This is a genomic window from Methanosarcina sp. WH1 (assembly GCF_000970005.1).
Classification (GTDB): domain Archaea; phylum Halobacteriota; class Methanosarcinia; order Methanosarcinales; family Methanosarcinaceae; genus Methanosarcina.
This window is the reverse complement of record NZ_CP009504.1, coordinates 961916-978739: the sequence shown is the minus strand read 5'-3', so window position 1 is coordinate 978739 and position 16824 is coordinate 961916. Positions and strand designations below refer to the sequence as shown.

At 40.1% G+C, this 16824-nt stretch carries 15 protein-coding genes and 1 pseudogene; 9 read left to right on the top strand and 7 right to left on the bottom strand.

The genetic code is table 11. The features are described 5' to 3' along the window. Positions 1-235: 235 nt before the first annotated feature. Complete coding sequence (gene yciH / locus MSWH1_RS04410) at positions 236-544, bottom strand: stress response translation initiation inhibitor YciH (protein WP_011032808.1); 309 nt, start codon at positions 542-544, stop codon at positions 236-238. 439 nt (positions 545-983) lie between these two features. Here yciH and MSWH1_RS04400 point away from each other — a divergent pair, with 439 nt between their 5' ends. The 5 genes and pseudogenes from MSWH1_RS04400 (at position 984) to MSWH1_RS19570 (ending at position 3755) form a co-directional block, all read left to right on the top strand. Next, entirely contained in the window at positions 984-1223 is a 240-nt protein-coding gene (locus MSWH1_RS04400; protein ID WP_048126458.1) for a transcriptional regulator, read from the top strand. Positions 1224-2228: 1005 nt separating this feature from the next. Then, positions 2229-3083, top strand: a complete 855-nt coding sequence (locus MSWH1_RS04395) for a metallophosphoesterase (protein ID WP_048126455.1) — start codon at positions 2229-2231, stop codon at positions 3081-3083. 148 nt (positions 3084-3231) lie between these two features. After that, positions 3232-3345 (top strand): annotated as a pseudogene (locus tag MSWH1_RS18805) (IS5/IS1182 family transposase); the annotation flags it as partial. 41 nt (positions 3346-3386) lie between these two features. Continuing rightward, positions 3387-3641, top strand: coding sequence for a hypothetical protein (locus tag MSWH1_RS04390; RefSeq protein WP_048126453.1), 255 nt, complete (start codon positions 3387-3389; stop codon positions 3639-3641). Between the two features lie 6 nt (positions 3642-3647). Further along, positions 3648-3755 (top strand): C2H2-type zinc finger protein, encoded by a 108-nt coding sequence (locus tag MSWH1_RS19570; RefSeq protein ID WP_197074025.1) that lies wholly within the window; start codon positions 3648-3650, stop codon positions 3753-3755. A gap of 103 nt (positions 3756-3858) precedes the next feature. Here MSWH1_RS19570 and MSWH1_RS04385 read toward each other — a convergent pair whose 3' ends face one another. The 6 genes from MSWH1_RS04385 to MSWH1_RS04360 form a co-directional block, all read right to left on the bottom strand. Further along, positions 3859-4512, bottom strand: coding sequence for a cyclase family protein (locus MSWH1_RS04385; protein ID WP_231585583.1), 654 nt, complete (start codon positions 4510-4512; stop codon positions 3859-3861). Positions 4513-4599: 87 nt separating this feature from the next. Further along, complete coding sequence (locus tag MSWH1_RS04380) at positions 4600-5595, bottom strand: isocitrate/isopropylmalate dehydrogenase family protein (RefSeq protein WP_048126451.1); 996 nt, start codon at positions 5593-5595, stop codon at positions 4600-4602. A 110-nt stretch (positions 5596-5705) separates the two neighbouring features. After that, complete coding sequence (locus tag MSWH1_RS04375) at positions 5706-6266, bottom strand: manganese efflux pump MntP family protein (RefSeq protein ID WP_048126449.1); 561 nt, start codon at positions 6264-6266, stop codon at positions 5706-5708. Positions 6267-6521: 255 nt separating this feature from the next. After that, entirely contained in the window at positions 6522-7391 is an 870-nt protein-coding gene (locus tag MSWH1_RS04370; protein ID WP_048126446.1) for a hypothetical protein, read from the bottom strand. Positions 7392-7573: 182 nt separating this feature from the next. Beyond that, complete coding sequence (gene hacB, locus MSWH1_RS04365; RefSeq protein ID WP_048126445.1) at positions 7574-8071, bottom strand: homoaconitase small subunit; 498 nt, start codon at positions 8069-8071, stop codon at positions 7574-7576. Positions 8072-8250: 179 nt separating this feature from the next. Continuing rightward, on the bottom strand, positions 8251-10773 hold the full coding sequence (locus tag MSWH1_RS04360; RefSeq protein WP_048126443.1) for an oligosaccharyl transferase, archaeosortase A system-associated: 2523 nt from the start codon (positions 10771-10773) through the stop codon (positions 8251-8253). 734 nt (positions 10774-11507) lie between these two features. Here MSWH1_RS04360 and MSWH1_RS04355 point away from each other — a divergent pair. From MSWH1_RS04355 to iscB, 4 genes are all read left to right on the top strand, one after another. Next, the gene (locus MSWH1_RS04355) at positions 11508-12629 is read left to right on the top strand and encodes a glycosyltransferase (protein ID WP_048126441.1); all 1122 of its coding nucleotides are present in this window, start codon (positions 11508-11510) and stop codon (positions 12627-12629) included. Next, positions 12626-13609, top strand: coding sequence for a glycosyltransferase (locus MSWH1_RS04350; RefSeq protein WP_048126440.1), 984 nt, complete (start codon positions 12626-12628; stop codon positions 13607-13609). Before MSWH1_RS04355 ends, MSWH1_RS04350 begins: the two co-directional genes overlap by 4 nt. Before the next feature lie 203 nt (positions 13610-13812). Further along, entirely contained in the window at positions 13813-14937 is a 1125-nt protein-coding gene (locus tag MSWH1_RS04345; RefSeq protein ID WP_197074617.1) for a glycosyltransferase family 4 protein, read from the top strand. Positions 14938-15309: 372 nt separating this feature from the next. Next, positions 15310-16599: an RNA-guided endonuclease IscB gene (gene iscB, locus MSWH1_RS04340; protein WP_048126432.1), complete on the top strand. Its 1290-nt coding sequence runs from the start codon at positions 15310-15312 to the stop codon at positions 16597-16599. The last annotated feature ends 225 nt before the right edge of the window (positions 16600-16824 follow it).

Below are 16824 nucleotides of genomic sequence, written 5' to 3'. Positions count from 1 at the left end.
TAGATAACATTATAACTAACATTATAACAATTCATTTTAAAAATATATAACAACGCACTTTTTGTATAGTTTTCCGAGCAGGAACTCATTTTCCTTTCAATGAACTGAGAAGAAAGCATAGGCTGTCGAAAAACTGACAAAAAGATACGTACAACTCCGAATCTCTAAACTTACTTTCTGGCTCTCAGGTTCGGTTGTTCCGGTGGGGGATGGATTCAGAGTTTAATTCTTAATTTTAATTCTTAATTTGTTCAGCAGAGAAACCCTTTTCCATGAGGACTTCTTTCATGCGGGTCAGGTGGTTGCCTTGAAGTTCTACCGTGTTTCCTTTTACTGTACCGCCGCATGCAAATTTGGATTTAAGATAGGTGGATAATTCATGAAGGTCAATTTCACTTGCATCAAAACCTTCTACAACAGTGACTTCCTTACCATATCTCCTTCTGTTTACTTTCACAGTGATTCGCTGTTGCTCTTTTGCAACCTCTTCGCATATGCAAAGTTCTTTAGGAAGCCCGCATACCGGGCACATTCCGCTGCTCATTTGTTGGTATGTCCTCCAAATTTGTAATCATTGTATATGTAATTTACATCCGAAAATAACTGATTAGATATAAAGTACTTATCAATGATGATATTAAAGCCTAATGGTGTTTTTAAGGCACTTTATACTGAATTTCGGCCATAAACTAAAATTCTCAATAATATAAAAAGCCAACCAGAGTTTTGTATTTTTATATTCTTTGTATTTAAAGTGAATAGTCTCATAGAGAGATAGTAAAAACCGAATTCGTACCTTGAAGAATAAAACCCTTAAAATTTGTGTTTTTGCCGGAAAAAGCATTTTTCAGCCAGCAAAAAGCTAAATATATCTTGAACTCCATCATTTTATGTAACCTACGTAATTATAGATTTATGCACTTTTATTATATAAATATATCGATATAAATCTCGAGAAATTAAACATATCTTGGAGGTACCCTATGAACGAGTTAATAGGCTTTGTAAATGGAAATAACGTGAGGCAAAAAGTGCTCTCTCTGCTCGCCTCAAAAGGGGAAATGGAAGGAAAACGTGTCTCTAAAACTCTTCGGGTAGTATATCCCACCATAGCAAAGACTCTCGAGGAACTGGAAGAAAAAGAGCTGATCACAAAAAAAGAAGATGTTTACTTCCTGACCGAAACCGGAATTAAGGTAGAAAAAATGGTCCAGCAAATCTAATATTTTACTGATTTACCAAATTAAATTTAATTTTTTTAGTTTCGAGCCATTTATGCCGCTTTTCCATCTGCTCAGAAATTTTACTATTTGTTGAATAAGAAAGAGCGATTACTCGCTCTCCCTCTTCTAAGTAGGATGAGACATAAATGTCCATTCACTTGAATGTCGGTTTGACCATTCAAGCCACGTCTCGTACCTTTTGGTCATGCGTAACAACCTGTTTTCGCACTTACACGTTATGAACCCTCAAACGGTAATTCACCTTTCGATTCTCCATAGCCCCATTTCCCTAGCAGATTGTCATATGCAGGTTTAATGCTTCTACACGTTGTTTCCTAAGCTTCAAACAAAACCGTTACCAGCAATGCATGTTGGGATAGGGATACTTCGAATGGACAAAGTAGTGATTTCTCACAATCCTCAATTTGACTTTTTATCGCACGAACCGTACGTGAATTTCTCGATTCATAAGGCTCAAGCATTCAATAACCTTTTCTGTATCAAGCGGCAGTCTTTTTTTTCAAATGGAATATCTGTTCCGGAAACTTAATTTATTTCGACGTTCATTGCACATTCTGGTAGGGTTACCCCAAATGGAAGGGGCAACATTCAAGCAATCCATAACATAACTTCTTGTCGCAGCATGAAAGGACCTCTGATTTCGCACTCTTGACCCTCATTTAAAACTTTTAAGTATATTGGACACCAACACCACATTTTAGAATTGATTTTGGAAAATCAGTTTTGTTTATACAGTTACAGTAAGGAAATTTTGTGATCTCAGCACGATGTTCAGTCACTTTACGCATTACAACTATGTTAAGAAAGAAGATTCACCAGTGTCCGACCATTTAAATATTGTAAACTATATATTGTTGCAGGTCTGAAAAGTTATGCTACATTTTCAAGAACAGCTTGCTTTTCAGGAAAAAAATAATTTATTCAAATCCTAATTTCTTCAAATTCTAATTTATTCAAATCCTTAAAAACGATCATCCGTCGATTATGCCCCTTGAAATCACCCCAATTCTTGAAGAACCTGCCCTCATCGCCAGGAACACGGAAACTGCACTGGTAATTGCCGACATCCACCTCGGAATCGAATGGGATCTCTGCAGGAGTGGAATTCATTTACCGAGTCGGATCAAAGCCCGACTGGACCGGGTTCTGGGATATATACAAACGTGTTCTCCTGACCGGATAGTGCTCCTTGGGGATGTAAAGCATAATGTCCCTCAGATCTCCTGGCAGGAAAAGGATGAGATTCCGCACTTTCTAGAAACGCTTGCAGAACATGCGCATGTGGAGATATTCCCGGGAAACCATGATGGGGGAATTGAATATCTTTTCAGCAGACAGAAGGATATAAGGGTTCATCCTGTACGTGGTGAAGTCATTGACGGAGTAGGGTACTTTCACGGGCATACCTGGCCTGCCCCTGAACTGCTTGCCACCCCCCACGTAATTACTGCCCATAACCACCCCACAGTTCGTTTTACCGATACCTTCGGGTATTCTATAGTTGAACCTGTCTGGATCAGGACCAGATTCAACGTGGAAACCCTGAAAACTCGCTTTGGAAATCTTGATTTTGAAAACAAGAGTGATTGGGCAGACCCTGAGATATTTATTATGCCTGCTTTTAATGAGCTCTGCGGAGGCGTGCCCTTTAACGAGTCAACTCAGGAAGATCTTCTGGGTCCGGTTTTTTCTTCAGGGGGGATTGAACTTGAAAATGCCGAAGTTTATCTACTTGATGGGACAAGGCTAGGACTGCTCAGGAACATCCGCAAATTGCAGCATACCAGAGCCAGAAGCAAAACCAGGGGTTGGAAACGTAACTCTAAAAGTCAATTATGAGATGATTGTTCAGGCAGCCAGAGGTTTCTTCTTTAATTAGAGTAGAGACCTAAAAAATCATATGGAACAATAAGTACTATAAATATTTTATTCCCTCAAATAACATTAAATTTAGTATTTCTTTTAAAAATAAATTATATTTTTGCCTAATATGGAGAATTTACACCGACATACGATGCTTTCTATAAAAAATTACTGTTCTTTGGCTGTATTTTTGACAGGAGCAATTACTGCGTTCTTTATTAGTGACAAAAAGGGATAAAAAAGAGCGCAGGCCATGACACAGACCAGAAAATCGTAGACATGACGGCTGACAGCAACGTATACGGGATCTTTGAGTTTGAACTGCTGCCCGCTGACGACCCCCGTGTGGTCAGGATAATGCAACACCTGGAAGAAAAACTCTGGGTCCCAGGAAAAAGCGGGATGGCAAAATATGAAAACGACACCTACCACAGGACGGCATATCTTGTCACAGGAAACCCCTGGATAATATACACCCTCTGGCTTGCAAAGTGGTATATCGCAAAAGGGAAATGGGAGGCAATGGGGAGGTGAACAAGCTTGCAGGAAAAAGAGCCAGTCGAAAAAAAGAAGTTTGAATGTGCTGTGTGCCAGATGACCTTTGCAACAAAGGAAGAGTATGAAAAGCACATGCTCGAAAAACATTAGAGGTCATGAAAAGTATAAATATTTAAGTTTGAAACTATAAACGAAAAAGAGAGGGATAAGGATGGAATTGGGGATAATAGGGTTGGAAGCAAAGGTTATTCCATTATCTGGGTAATTCCCTTACAAGTATGACCCTGGCCGGAGCCCCATCCGTATCTATGTTAAGGGGCAAGCCCAGAAAGGTGTATTCTCCTTCAGGCACACCGGTAAGGTTCAGGCCTTCAAATAGAGTCATGTTATCAAGCAGAAGTTCATGCACCTCATCATCTTCCCCAAACTTTTTAACGCTCAGGTAGTCAAACCCGAGGGTTTTAACCCCAGCCGTGACAAGATATTCAGCTGCATCCATCTTAAGATGAACGAAATCCTCTTTGAATTTCATATACCCCAGCATTGAGTTGCTGGTCTTGAGGAGGACTATGTCCCCTTCCCCGATATTAAAGCCCTCAAGATCCTGTCTGTGGATTTCCTCTTCCACGTTAGCCAGGTCAAAAACCCTGCATTTCCCATAAAAACTCTCAAGAGGCAGAGATGCAGTACCCTCCCTCCCGTTTCGTAGATGTAGCCTTGAATCCACATGAGTGCCTGTGTGGCTTCCCAGGGTTAGAATAGACTCGTTTACCTTATCCTGTGGGACCGAAGCGTACCTCCGGATCGAAGGCTTCGGATTTCCGGGATATATAACCATTTCTTCCGTAATAGGCAGTGAAACATCAAAAAACTCTGGCAGAATAAAACCCCCTTTAATCTTAAGCAAAGCTTCAAGTTACTTTGCATAATAAAAAAATAGATGTAAAGGTATAAAAATACCCGCTTAAGGAAAGGGAAATAGCTTTATTCAGCTTTATTTCAATGCATATTTGACATATTCTGCAACCGCATGCCCCACTTCTGCAGTTGTGGAAACTCCTCCCAGGTCAGGGGTTATGATCTTTTTCTGAAGCACATCGGCTATTGCTTCATCAATGAGCGGAGCTCCGGGGTTGCCCATCCATTCCAGCAGCATCTTAACACAGAGGATTGCAGCGAATGGATTTGAAATGCCTTTTCCTGTGATGTCCGGGGCACTCCCATGCACAGGCTCGAAGAAGGCGTATTTTTCCCCTATGTTGGCGCTCGGGACGAGGCCCAGGCTTCCGACAAGAGCCGCACACATATCACTCAAAATATCCCCGAAGATGTTCGTTGTGACCACAACATCGTATTTTTCGGGGCGCATTATAAGGCTGTAAGCCATAGAGTCAACCAGCATATCACTGTATTCCACCCCATATGAGCTGGCAACCTGCCGGCAGACATCAAGAAAGAGCTTGTCAGACTTCAGGACGTTGGATTTGTGGACAATGGTAAGTTTGTTATTTCTCTGCTTTGCAAGCTTGCAGGCGTATTCCGCAATCCTCTCAGAGCCTTTTCTGGTAACTACTCTCTTAGTCCAGGAAAAGTCAGGACCTATTTCCTCGATCCCCGAATACAGCCCTTCGGTATTTTCCCTGACAATAATAAAATCGAAATCATTTCTCCCGGTAACGCCCATTATGCCAGGGATAGGTTTTACAGGCCTCACATTGGCATAGAGGTCAAGTTCTTTTCTGATTGTGAGAAGCACACTTTTGTAATTAGGGTCCGGAACCGTGGTGATTGCCCCAAAAAGGACCACATCACATCCTTTTATGGTTTCAATGTCTTCTTCTGACATTGCAGTTCCGGTTCGTTCCCATCTGGTATAGCCCAGTTCCAGGGAAACTTTCTCAAGCTCAAGCCCGAACGCATCCAGTACTTCCACAGCTGCAGGGATCACTTCTCTGCCGATCCCGTCACCTTCGATTACTGCCAGTCTCATGGTACTGCATCTATGGCTTGGAGTATATGAATCTGGCGTAACTGTTTAAGATTCTGAAGTCGATATTTCAGATCCAGAAAAAGAGTTTTAAGATCCTGAAAACAGATTTTTCAGATCCAGAGCAGGTGTTCGGCAAGGATTTTTCCGCCAAGTCCTATAAGGATCAGCCCACCAAGGACTTCAACTTCATGTTCAAAGAAATGGCCAATTCGGTATCCCAGAATCGCCCCGAAAAAAGACATGAAAAAAGTTACGCAGCCTATGATAATAACGGGTTCAAGTATAGGTATCTTAAGAACCGCAAAACTAATTCCAACTGCAAGAGCATCTATGCTTGTTGCAACTGCAAGCAAGAAAAGCACAGAATAGTTAAGGGAATTTACTTTCCCTTCCGGGTCTCCGTAAAGAACCTCATAAATCATTTTGCCCCCGATAAAGGTAAGAAGCCCAAAAGCAATCCAGGGAGCATAGTCTGAAACAAACCCACTTACTACACTTCCCCCAAGCCAGCCCAGCACCGGCATGAAAGCCTGAAAGCCCCCGAAAAAAATAGCCAGCTTCAGAGCATCATTGAGACTGAAAGGCCTTATCGTTGAACCACTGGACATGGAAACTGCAAAAGCATCCATTGCAAGCCCGAGCGCTAAGAGGAAATAGGTTAAAAAAGACATCGAACAGTTACTCCACTTTCATTTTATGATAGGATTTACCTGGATAAGAAATTAGGCAACACTTAAAGATTGCTGTAATGCAGTTGAAGGTTTCTGCAATGCAGATGAAGGGCATTTCAATATACCTGAGGGTTACTGAAATCCACTTAAAAATTAATAAAATTTAATTAAATGTTACCGAAATACATTTGAAGGACGCTGTAACATACATAATCTTTTATGAAACATAGATTTTAAGCTTCCAGAATATCCAGCTTAGGAATCCCGGGCTTCTTTTTCCCTCAGCCGGTTCACAAGCCTCCTGACAGCCTCCGAAACCTGATATTCCGAAGCTCCCCAATGGACAACAGCCCCTTCAAAGTCATTGATTGTGACAAGCCCTGATTTCTCGGACCTGCAGCAGCGCGTAATAAAGGATTTTGAGGGCACTACTATTTCGGACTTAAAAGGACAGATATTTACGAAAGAATACTCAAGTTCCGGAAAACGCATTTCAAAAAGGGTCTTTGAGATCTCACACCCTACAAGAAGGTGTCCGTTTTCGGTCAGCACGTCCGAGTCCAGGCATTTTCCTTCAAGCCCTGATGAGCTGCAGGGAAAAACGGTATTTTCTCCTTCGAATTGCCTGAGGTCAATTATCTTTTCAGTAAATCGAATCTGCAGGTCCCCGAAAATACCGCTAGCTTCAAGCCTCCTTACAACCTGCAAAAGCCAAGCCGGTTCAGGGGGCGCAACATCAAGGATCTCTATTTCAAGGATGTTCGAGGGTTCAGGATCATGGACTATTGTGACATGCCTGTCCACACCTGTAAAAATGACAGTGTTCACCTTCCCTTTGCAGAGCTCCAATGCAGTCTCAATCAGAAGGGTACGGTCTTTTATGTTCAATTCCCTGTCATATTTGACCACCTCATCTCCAGAGGCGATCAGTTCGAGGCTCTCGACCTTTCTGAGAAACCCTTCCCCACTTTTAGTCACATGGTAAACTGCATACTCAAAGCTGCCTTTTTCGGGATTTTCTCTTTCTTCGACCAGGTACTCGGTAAGGAAATAAATGGGTTCTTCCGTACCCTCTGGAAGGGCTTTTGTTACGCCCACATACTTGTACTCATCAGGAAAAATCATAGTTATCGGTTGTTTGAATGTTTTCTGGATCTGGTTGGCTTACTGGACCAGATCCTGTTTCTTGTTAGTAATCTTGCTCAATCAAGTCAGTTAAGATATTAGTTACCATATTAACCAGTAATTTAACCAGTAATTTAACCAGTAATTTAACCAGTAATATCCATTACTATCTTAACCAGTTATTATTCCTTCTGCTGGCTCTGTATTTTTTTTCTATGGGCAACGAGTCCACCATCGGTCAGCATTTCAAGCAGGAAGTCAGGCAATTTGTTTCCACTGAACACACCTTTTCCTGAAACTCTGACCTCCCCTTTGAGCAGGTCAACTTCGATCTCGTCCCCTTCCTGGCACTCAACATCAGCTTCCATAAGGGGCAGCCCCACATTAATCGCATTTCTGAAAAAGATTCTTGCAAAGGACTTTGCTACAACGCAGGCTATTCCCGCGTGCTTTATAGCAAGAGGAGCTTGTTCCCTTGATGAACCGCACCCAAAATTTTCCCCTGCAACAATAATATCTCCAGGTTTTGCCTTTTTTGAGAACTCAGGGTCTATACCCTCCATCGCATGAACTGCAAAAACCTGCATATCCTTTGTCCGCAGATATTTTCCCGGGATAATTACATCAGTATCTATATCGTTTCCGAATTTCCATACTCGGCCTATGATAGGGTTTTCCATCACACATCACCTTTGAAGTAGGTTTTTTTAATAGTATATCTAAGTGGCGGATATGTAAAATAAAAAAGTACAGTAAAGAAAAACTGAAAGAAAAAACTGAAAGAAAAGCAGATGTGCAGAAGAACCTGAACCGCACATCTTATTGCTTTAGACTTTACTTCGAAATGCAAATCTTACTTTTAGACCTTTACTTCTTCTCCATTTAATACTGCTTCCTCACCGACCCTCACTTCCTTAATAGTAGTCCCATAGCTCACGACATAAGAACCTGAAGGTGCAGTATCGAACTGGGTCTCCCCGGGAATGGGGCCTTCGGTTGAATAGGGAACGGTAAACTCATACCTGCCCATAGAATCCGAAGTTGTCGACTGGGAATAGTCAAAGGTTCTTCCCTGGCCCGTTAGAATTGTCGTACTTATTTTGACTGTTTCATTAGGGGAAGCAGTTCCTGTGATTCTTGCACCCTTGACGTATTCGAAAATTTTGACATAACCCGTATCTGTTTCGGGGATTCTGTCTTCGAAAAGGAGATTGTAAACCTGTTTGTACACGACTTCCTGCGTCTGATACGCCCAGGTTTCGTGGACCAGACGATACTGCTTCAGGCCGTTTCCGTCCAGAATATGCAACCTTGACTCCATTGAGTTGAAGTAACGTGTGGAAGGAAGGTACTGATTTCCGCTCCCTGTCCAGTAAGACTGGTAGTATCCTTCAGTATCAAGGGTCCAGGCTGACATCGCATAGAACTTGCTTGTTGCCATTTCGACGTCTGAAACGATATAACGGGCTCCGGCTTTATCCGGGTTAGGGTCAACAGCTTCCAGCACTGCGGTTGCTTCTTCTTCGGATTGGGCTGTAAAGAAGGTGGAAGAACCGGGCTGGTTTTCATCTTCAATACTCCCTCTGCGCCCTCCAATTCCAGCCTGGAAAGGATTGGCATTGGGCATCCTGTGCCCGATCGTTTCAATCCAGTGCCCGTAATCCCACCAGGACATGACTCCGTATGCGGTATCCGGATACTGGAAGAGTTCGCCGTTCTCAGGGGCTTCGTAGACTGCGTTGTAATCCATGCCTGGGTCCGGAGTATAGGACTGGAGCCACATACAGGCTTCAATCCAGGGCCCATCAGGACCTCCTGTGCCTTTTGTAAGTTGCATTGCAGAGCCGTATACCGGGTAGATAAGAACAACTGCTATAGCGAGGACTGCAATCACCTGTTCTATTTTAACGAACTTCAAAAATCCAGGGATATCTGCAGGAGATTTCACACTGGATTTGAAATTCTCATTAAGCTGGTCCCATTTTACAAGTTCAAGCAGCAAGCCTCCTACATAAGCACTGAGAACTGCTACATTAATGGAGTAATAGTATGCAAAACGATTCTGACCGTAGATTGTAAGGAAAATTAAAAAACTCCAGACAAGAACCAGTACTTCTTCAGGCTTCGGCTTTCTGAAGATATTTACAGCCAGTATTGACATTCCGAGGAGAGACGCAAAGAATCCGGACATTGTGAAATTTCCAAAAGCTCTCGAGAGAGTAAAAACTCCACCTTCGTAAAATATGGAAGAGGCTTCGGCAATTGTGGACGCTCCACCGGTTTTAATACCGAAAATTGTATTTGGAGCATTAATGACCAGTGAATAAAGGGAAGGAACTGCAATTTTTGCTGCCAGCAGTCCCAAAATAACAATTCCGAATATAACCAGTGGATAATAATAACCCTTTATATTTCCCCTGTTGAACTCCTTTTCAATGAGACTCAAGAACACAAAGCCAGTCATCGCTCCAAAAGCAGTGACAACATGGAACCAGGAATAATAATACATCGAAAACCCCATATCAGAGTGGACGAAGGGAAGTATAAGTATTGTACTTACAAGAAATGTGACTATGCCTGTAAACCCAAGGTAGTCACTGGATTCTTTACGGAAGTTATTCAGGATATATTGGAATACAGCATAAACTAAAGCGACTAATAAGAAAAGAGAAGCTCCAGGCCATGAGAGCTGATAAGCCGAATACATGATACCGGCCATAACAGAATATACCAGAGGCTCTTTCAGGACACTGAGATTTTTAGTAATTACATGCTCGAAACTCAACCCTTTTTCCTTTGAAGAAATCAAAGCCAGCATGAAAAACATCATGAAGAAAGTACTGAATAGAGCCTCAGCTACATGGTGGTCTGTAAAGCCGATCATTGAACGGGACAAAAATTGTCCCGGGGCAAAGGCGATTAAAATTGCAGCCAATATCCCTGTTTTCCGTCCACCGAGACACTTTCCGATGTAGTAAACAGGAACGACCGTAAGGGCTCCGAGCACTGCAGGGAAATAAGCTCCTACAGTATTAACCAGTTCCTGACTTGGACTACCCATTCCCAGGAACAGAGAGGTTATAGCCATCATCTGGTCAAACAGCGGACCGAAATGGATGTAACTCCCATTAGGGTAGTTGGTCATCGGGTTGAAAAACATCCTGTTAGGGTAGTTTTCAAGGAGAGCATTCAAGGTCCGCATATGGTACCAGGGATCGTTGCCCCCAAACCTTACAAACCCATTGGATAGGAACACCGAATCTGATGGAAGTATTCTGATCCATAGAGCTACAAAACCAATTATTGCAACTGCCAGAGTATATGGCAAGCTGGATTTTAGTTTAGACTTAAACGTTGATACAGGACGATCCTGAGAACTCATAGTAATCTCCTTCAGGAGTACATTTTTGCAATCAAATATATAATCTAAATAATATATGATTTGAATAATATATATTTTATGTGATAGAGATTTGTGTAATATATAAGTTATACAATATATAAGTTATGTAAGAAGAAAAATCAAATCGATTCAAATGAAACGGTTTATGATCCTGATCAATTACACTTTAAGAAACCCTAAACCTCTAAAATAACTTTTTTAATAGTATATCTAAATAACGGACAAATAGTAGAAATAAGTAAGTGTTTTATAAAAAGTGACAGGCTCCTTCAAAAAAACCCAGAATAGTTGAGAATAATAGTGTCAACAACACGCATTTGGTGCCAGGAGTCATTCCCATTGAACCTTACAAAGCCGTTGGACAGGAAAACGTTGTATTTAGGAAATATTCGAATCCAGAATACAATTATAGCAACCATTATTTTACAGAGCAAGTTGTCTTTTTTTGGAATAGGCCTTGGTTTCTCTAATAATGCATTAAAACTTTAATGTTTTACTCACTTTGAGTAGATACCTTATAAAGTTGTTGTTCTCAGGTTTTCTATTACCCAAATAATAACAAATAAAAAAATAAAGAATACACGAATAACATATAAGTTAATTATTATTAATATAATATATGATATCTTTGTAAAGAATGAGAAAAAATATAAATAGTGTTCCAAATTTAAGTCTGATATGTAAAACATACATAAAATCGAAAGGAAAATCCCATGAAAATTCTTGTGATACCAACCACTGATTGGATCAGACATCCTGTGCCTAACAGGCTTAATTTCGTATTTGATATCCTTGCAGAAAAACATGAAGTGTATGTTCTGCATTTCAACCTCAAAGCGTTCAAAAATAACAAGCCAAGAAAAACAGCTTGCAAACTTGTGGATACAAAATTTATAGATGTGGGAGATCCTTCTCTATATTATTTGTTAAATTGGCCAAAGCACTTTATGAAAATGAGAGAGATAATTAAAGAAAAAGATATAGATGTAGTACTCTCCACAAATATTCTTCCATCGTTTTTGATAAATATGTTAAATGTTCCCGTAGTTTTTGATTACCTTGATCACCTGGAAGAATCTGCATCAGTATATTATCCGGAGTCTTTTTTTGGGAAAATTGTCAAGAAAGGAGTAGGGCAGATTACAAGGTACAATCTGAAACATGCAGCTTCTGTAATAACTGTCACCCAGGAACTCAAAGATTTTCTTGCAGAAATAGGAGTAGAAGACGCAGAAGTTATCCCAAATGGGGTAAATTGCAGTCTTTTAAAACCTATCCCTAAAGAAGAAGCAAAAAAAGCACTTGACCTTAAAGGAAATGTTATTGGATATGTGGGTTCCCTTGAGCACTGGGTAGACCTAGAAACTGCTGTCGAGGCTCTCCCTGACCTGAAAGTAACGCTTCTGGTTGTGGGTCCGGGATTATTTACAGATTACGGTGAGAAAATCAAAGAAATGGCAAACAAGCTAGGAGTTTCGGAAAGGATCAGGTTTACAGGGGCTGTACCCTATGAGGAGCTCGGAACCTATATTTCGGCTATGGATATAGGGCTCAATACATTGAAAAAAATGGATAAAAACGAATATGCAGCTGGAGGAAAAGTCTTTAATTACCTTGCTTGCGGAAGGCCTGTTTTATCCAGCAGGACAATTTCCCTTGTAAGAATGCTCGGGGATAACTTATTTTACTACGATGATAAGGAAGGGTTCATAAGGGAAACAAAAAGAATTCTGGAGACTCCGGATAATGAGAAAAAATATAGAGAACTTGCAAAGACTTTTGACTGGGAAGTCCTTGCCCGAAAATACGAAGAGGTCTTGAGGAGAGCCATATGAGAGTTTTATTACTTTCCAGTCAACCTGAGAGAACAACCCGTCTTCAAATGTTCAAAGGGAGTCTGGAAGAACTTGGATACGATGTTATAGTTCCAAAATTTGAGAGTAGAAACTGGATAAAAATAGCCGGGCTTGCAGAGCAATTAATCAAGAATGAAAAACCAGATGTCATTCATATTTTTAATGTACCTGATGTGATATACAGCAGATTGCCAGAACTCAAAGGCAAATTTTTCAAGAAAATGATCTATGATTATAGGTCACCCTGGGGTCTTGAGCTGCAAATGAACGTAGGTCTGGCAGGGAAGATAGTAGCTGAACACTTTGAGAAAAAACTAGCAATTAACGCCGATCTTATTACTACAGTAAACAAGCCTCTCGGAGAAAAAGTTAAAACTTACATCGGAAATTTACAGACCGAAATAGATGAAATTCCAAACTACCCATGGAAAAGTTTTGTGAACAATGCTAAGGAGAATTTGAAGGAAGATACAGCAATAACTTTTCTTGGGAGAATATGTGAGAGGGAAGGCATAAAGAGCCTTTTGAACATTGCTAAAAAGTTTCCAGAAGAAAAGTTTCGAATTGTGGGAGATGGACCTTTTGCAAAGTGGTATTTAGCAAAAAAACCACAAAATATAGAATATCTGGGTTGGCAGCCACATGAAAATATACCAGGCATAATACAAAATGCAAAAATATGTCTGATCCCTTTCCAGGAAAGCATGCTTACCAAATACACAACCGATAAAAGTGTCTGGAAACTTAATGAATACCTTAATTTTGGAAGACTTGTAATAGCCTCGGGAATCTCAAAAGAAGAGGACAGAAAAAATCTGCTGATTGCAAAAAGTTCTGAGCTTGAAAATGCCATTTCAGAGAATCTTGATAAAAAGCCAGAAAAATTAAACCCTGAAGATTATCGTTTCTGGGAATCAAATACCAGGAGAATAAAAGAAATATATGAACAAATCCTTTGAAAATTGTATGCTTGAATTCGGAAACTACAATTAATTAGAAAAAACTGAGTAAGAAACCACGTATTTGGATATGGAAGTTTAACAATAAGACAGAAAGTCCCCTTTCTCGATAGGCGTTAACCTGACGGGTGGGGTGTTCACACTAAAAGATATAAAAAAATATTCTGCAGAATACAGGCAAGGGTATAATGTTAAAAATTTGTATGTTGTCAACAAGCCATAATCCTCTCGATACCCGGATATTTTATAAAGAAGCAAAAAGCCTTAAAAAAGTGGGTTATGATGTCAGTGTCTTGGGCCACACCAGTGAAAAAACCATAGATGAAGTAGACGGGATTAAAATCATAGGAATCGATAAAAAAGTGGACCCAAAACAATACCTACAGTTATTGAGACAAATGATAAAAAATTCGGTAAACATTAATGCGGATGTATACCATTTCCACGAACCTGAATCTTTACCAGCTGCTTTGTATCTAAAATTCTTTAAAAGAAAAAAAGTAATTTATGATGTTCATGAATATTATGTAGACAAATTGCATGATATGAGTCTTCAAAGAAAGGTATTTTTTATATTTCTTCTGTATTTCATCGAACCTTTATTCTGCCGCTATTTTGATGCAATTATCACCGCTGACGAAGGAATTGCAAAAAGGTATAAAAATTTTAATGAAAATGTCCATCCAATAATCAATCTACCTACATTACAGCTATTTGAAGGAAATAATGACCCTTTTATTGAAGAGAAATATAAGGATGAGGATGTAATTATTTATATAGGTGGGTTGGCTGAAGAAAGAGGAATATTTAACCTCATTGAGGCAACAAATAAAGTCTCAAATAAATACCCCTCAATAAAATTACTCCTTCTAGGCAATTTTGAAACGAATAAATTTAAAAGTAAATGTTTTGAATACATTAAAAAAAATAAGCTTGAAAAGAATATTGAATATTTAGGATTCCTTCCTCACATAGAAATCCCAAAATATATCGGAATCTCAAAAATAGGTACAGTGCTTTTGTATCCAACAGAAAGATTCAAAAAAACTGCTTATCCCTTAAAATTATTTGAATACATGGCCTGCAGTAAAGCAGTTATTGCTAGTGATTTACCTGCAATGGGCAAAATAATAAAAGAAGCAAAATGCGGCTTATTGACGGATCCAACGGATAAAGACAAAATTGCTGAAAATATAATATATCTGATAGAGAATCCTCAAGAATCAAAAAAAATGGGTATCAATGGCAGAATAGCTGTTGAAAAGAAATATAATTGGGAAATGATGGAGAAACAATTAATTGAAATATACAAAACAATAAACGGTTAAAAAGTAAGATCCCAAACTTAAGTATGTCAACTACCCCTCCCTAAAACCTTCGCCTAACGGCTCAGGTTTTTGAGGAAGGGGCTTGTCTAACAAGCTCTGGTTGACCAGATCACCGATTGGAGTTAACAAAATCGGTAAACGATAGGAAAGAAATAGTTACCCTTGAATGCCGCCTCAGTTTAAGGCTCTAAGGATGCCGGTTAAACAGTCCTGAGAGGTAGGGACAGTGCTTGCATCGTTAAACCTTTCCATATCAGATCAAGAGGAGGTCGGATTCCGGAATTGACTGGTTCCAGCTACGCTGTAACACTCCAACTTCACGAAGTTGGAGTCCACAATTCGGATACGCATAACTCTTCGGAGGAAAACTATATGTTAGTTTTCGTAATCAATCAAAACAAAAAACCACTAATGCCCTGTAAACCTTCAAAAGCCAGAAAGCTACTGCAAGCAGGCAAGGCAAAAGTGGTCCGAAATACTCCATTCACCATCAAGTTACTTTTCGGAAGCAATGGGTATACTCAACCTGTAATTGCAGGGATGGATACCGGCTCTAAGGTCGTGGGCTGTGCAGCCATTGCTAACGGAAAAGTGTTGTATCAATCCGAAATTTACCTGAGAGAAAACGTTTCGAAAAAGATGGAACAACGGAAGATGTACCGGAGAACCAGAAGAGGTAGAAAAACAAGATATAGACCTGCAAGATTTGATAACCGGGGAAATTCAAGGAGAGAAGGGAGATTAGCTCCTTCCATCAAAAGCAAACTTGAAGCTCATTTCCGGGAAAAGAGGTTTGTGGAATCCCTGCTTCCAGTAACCAGGTGGAAGGTAGAGCTTGCTTCCTTTGATATTCACAAAATAACAAATCCGGAGGTTTCCGGGGTTGGGTATCAGGAAGGGGACCTTAAAGGCTTCTACAATGTCAAAGCTTACGTTCTGGACCGGGACGGCTACACCTGCCAGCATTGCAGGGGAAAGTCAAAGGATTCCCGGCTACATTGCCATCACATTGTTTTCAGGTCACAGAAGGGATCAGATGCTCCGGAAAACCTGATTACGCTTTGTGAAACCTGTCACAAAGCCCTGCACAATGGAGAATTCAAGCTTTCAGGGAAAAAGTCAAAAACAAAACATGCAACTGAAATCGGGATCCTCAAATCCCAAATCCGGAAATCCGGCTGGAGTTTTGCAGAGACTTTCGGGTACGAAACAAAGTACAGGAGAGAGCAGGTCTTGAAGCTGTTAAAAACACATTACTTTGATGCTGTTGCTATCTGTTGCAGGGACGATCAGAAAGTAGAGGTAGAAGATTCGGTTTTTCTAAAAAGAAACGTTCCTGCGGGAGATTATCAGCAGCGGAGAGGGAAGAGATCAGAGAAGAAAATACCTACCGGAAAGCTGTTTGGGCTCAGGAAATTTGATATTGTAAAAACGGAAAACGGGACTGGGTTCATTCGTGGCAAACGGTCATCCGGGTATTTTTCAATCTCAGATATATTCGGAAACAAAATTTCAGATAGTGTTAATGTTAAGAAAAAATGCAGGAGACTGAGTGCGAGGAGTACAACATTAGTTCAGATGGTACAGATGACGCATTCCTCCCCCACCTGCCATTTCCGGCAAGCTGGAAATGTCGAGGAAGGGGGTTTCCTGCTGAGGTAAGATGAATATTTTCTTAAAATTAATTAATTCAGAGATTTATGACAGTATGCCAATTTTTCAGTAAGATCACAAATCTCAATAAGTAATTGAGTCAAAAAATCAATATCAAAAGATCAATTTCTTCCATAGTATACAAAAATTTGACTTAAAATATACAGCAAATTCGCAACCCATCAGATTCCTACCATAAAGGTATCTCAAAAATAGTTCATATAAGATCATTTA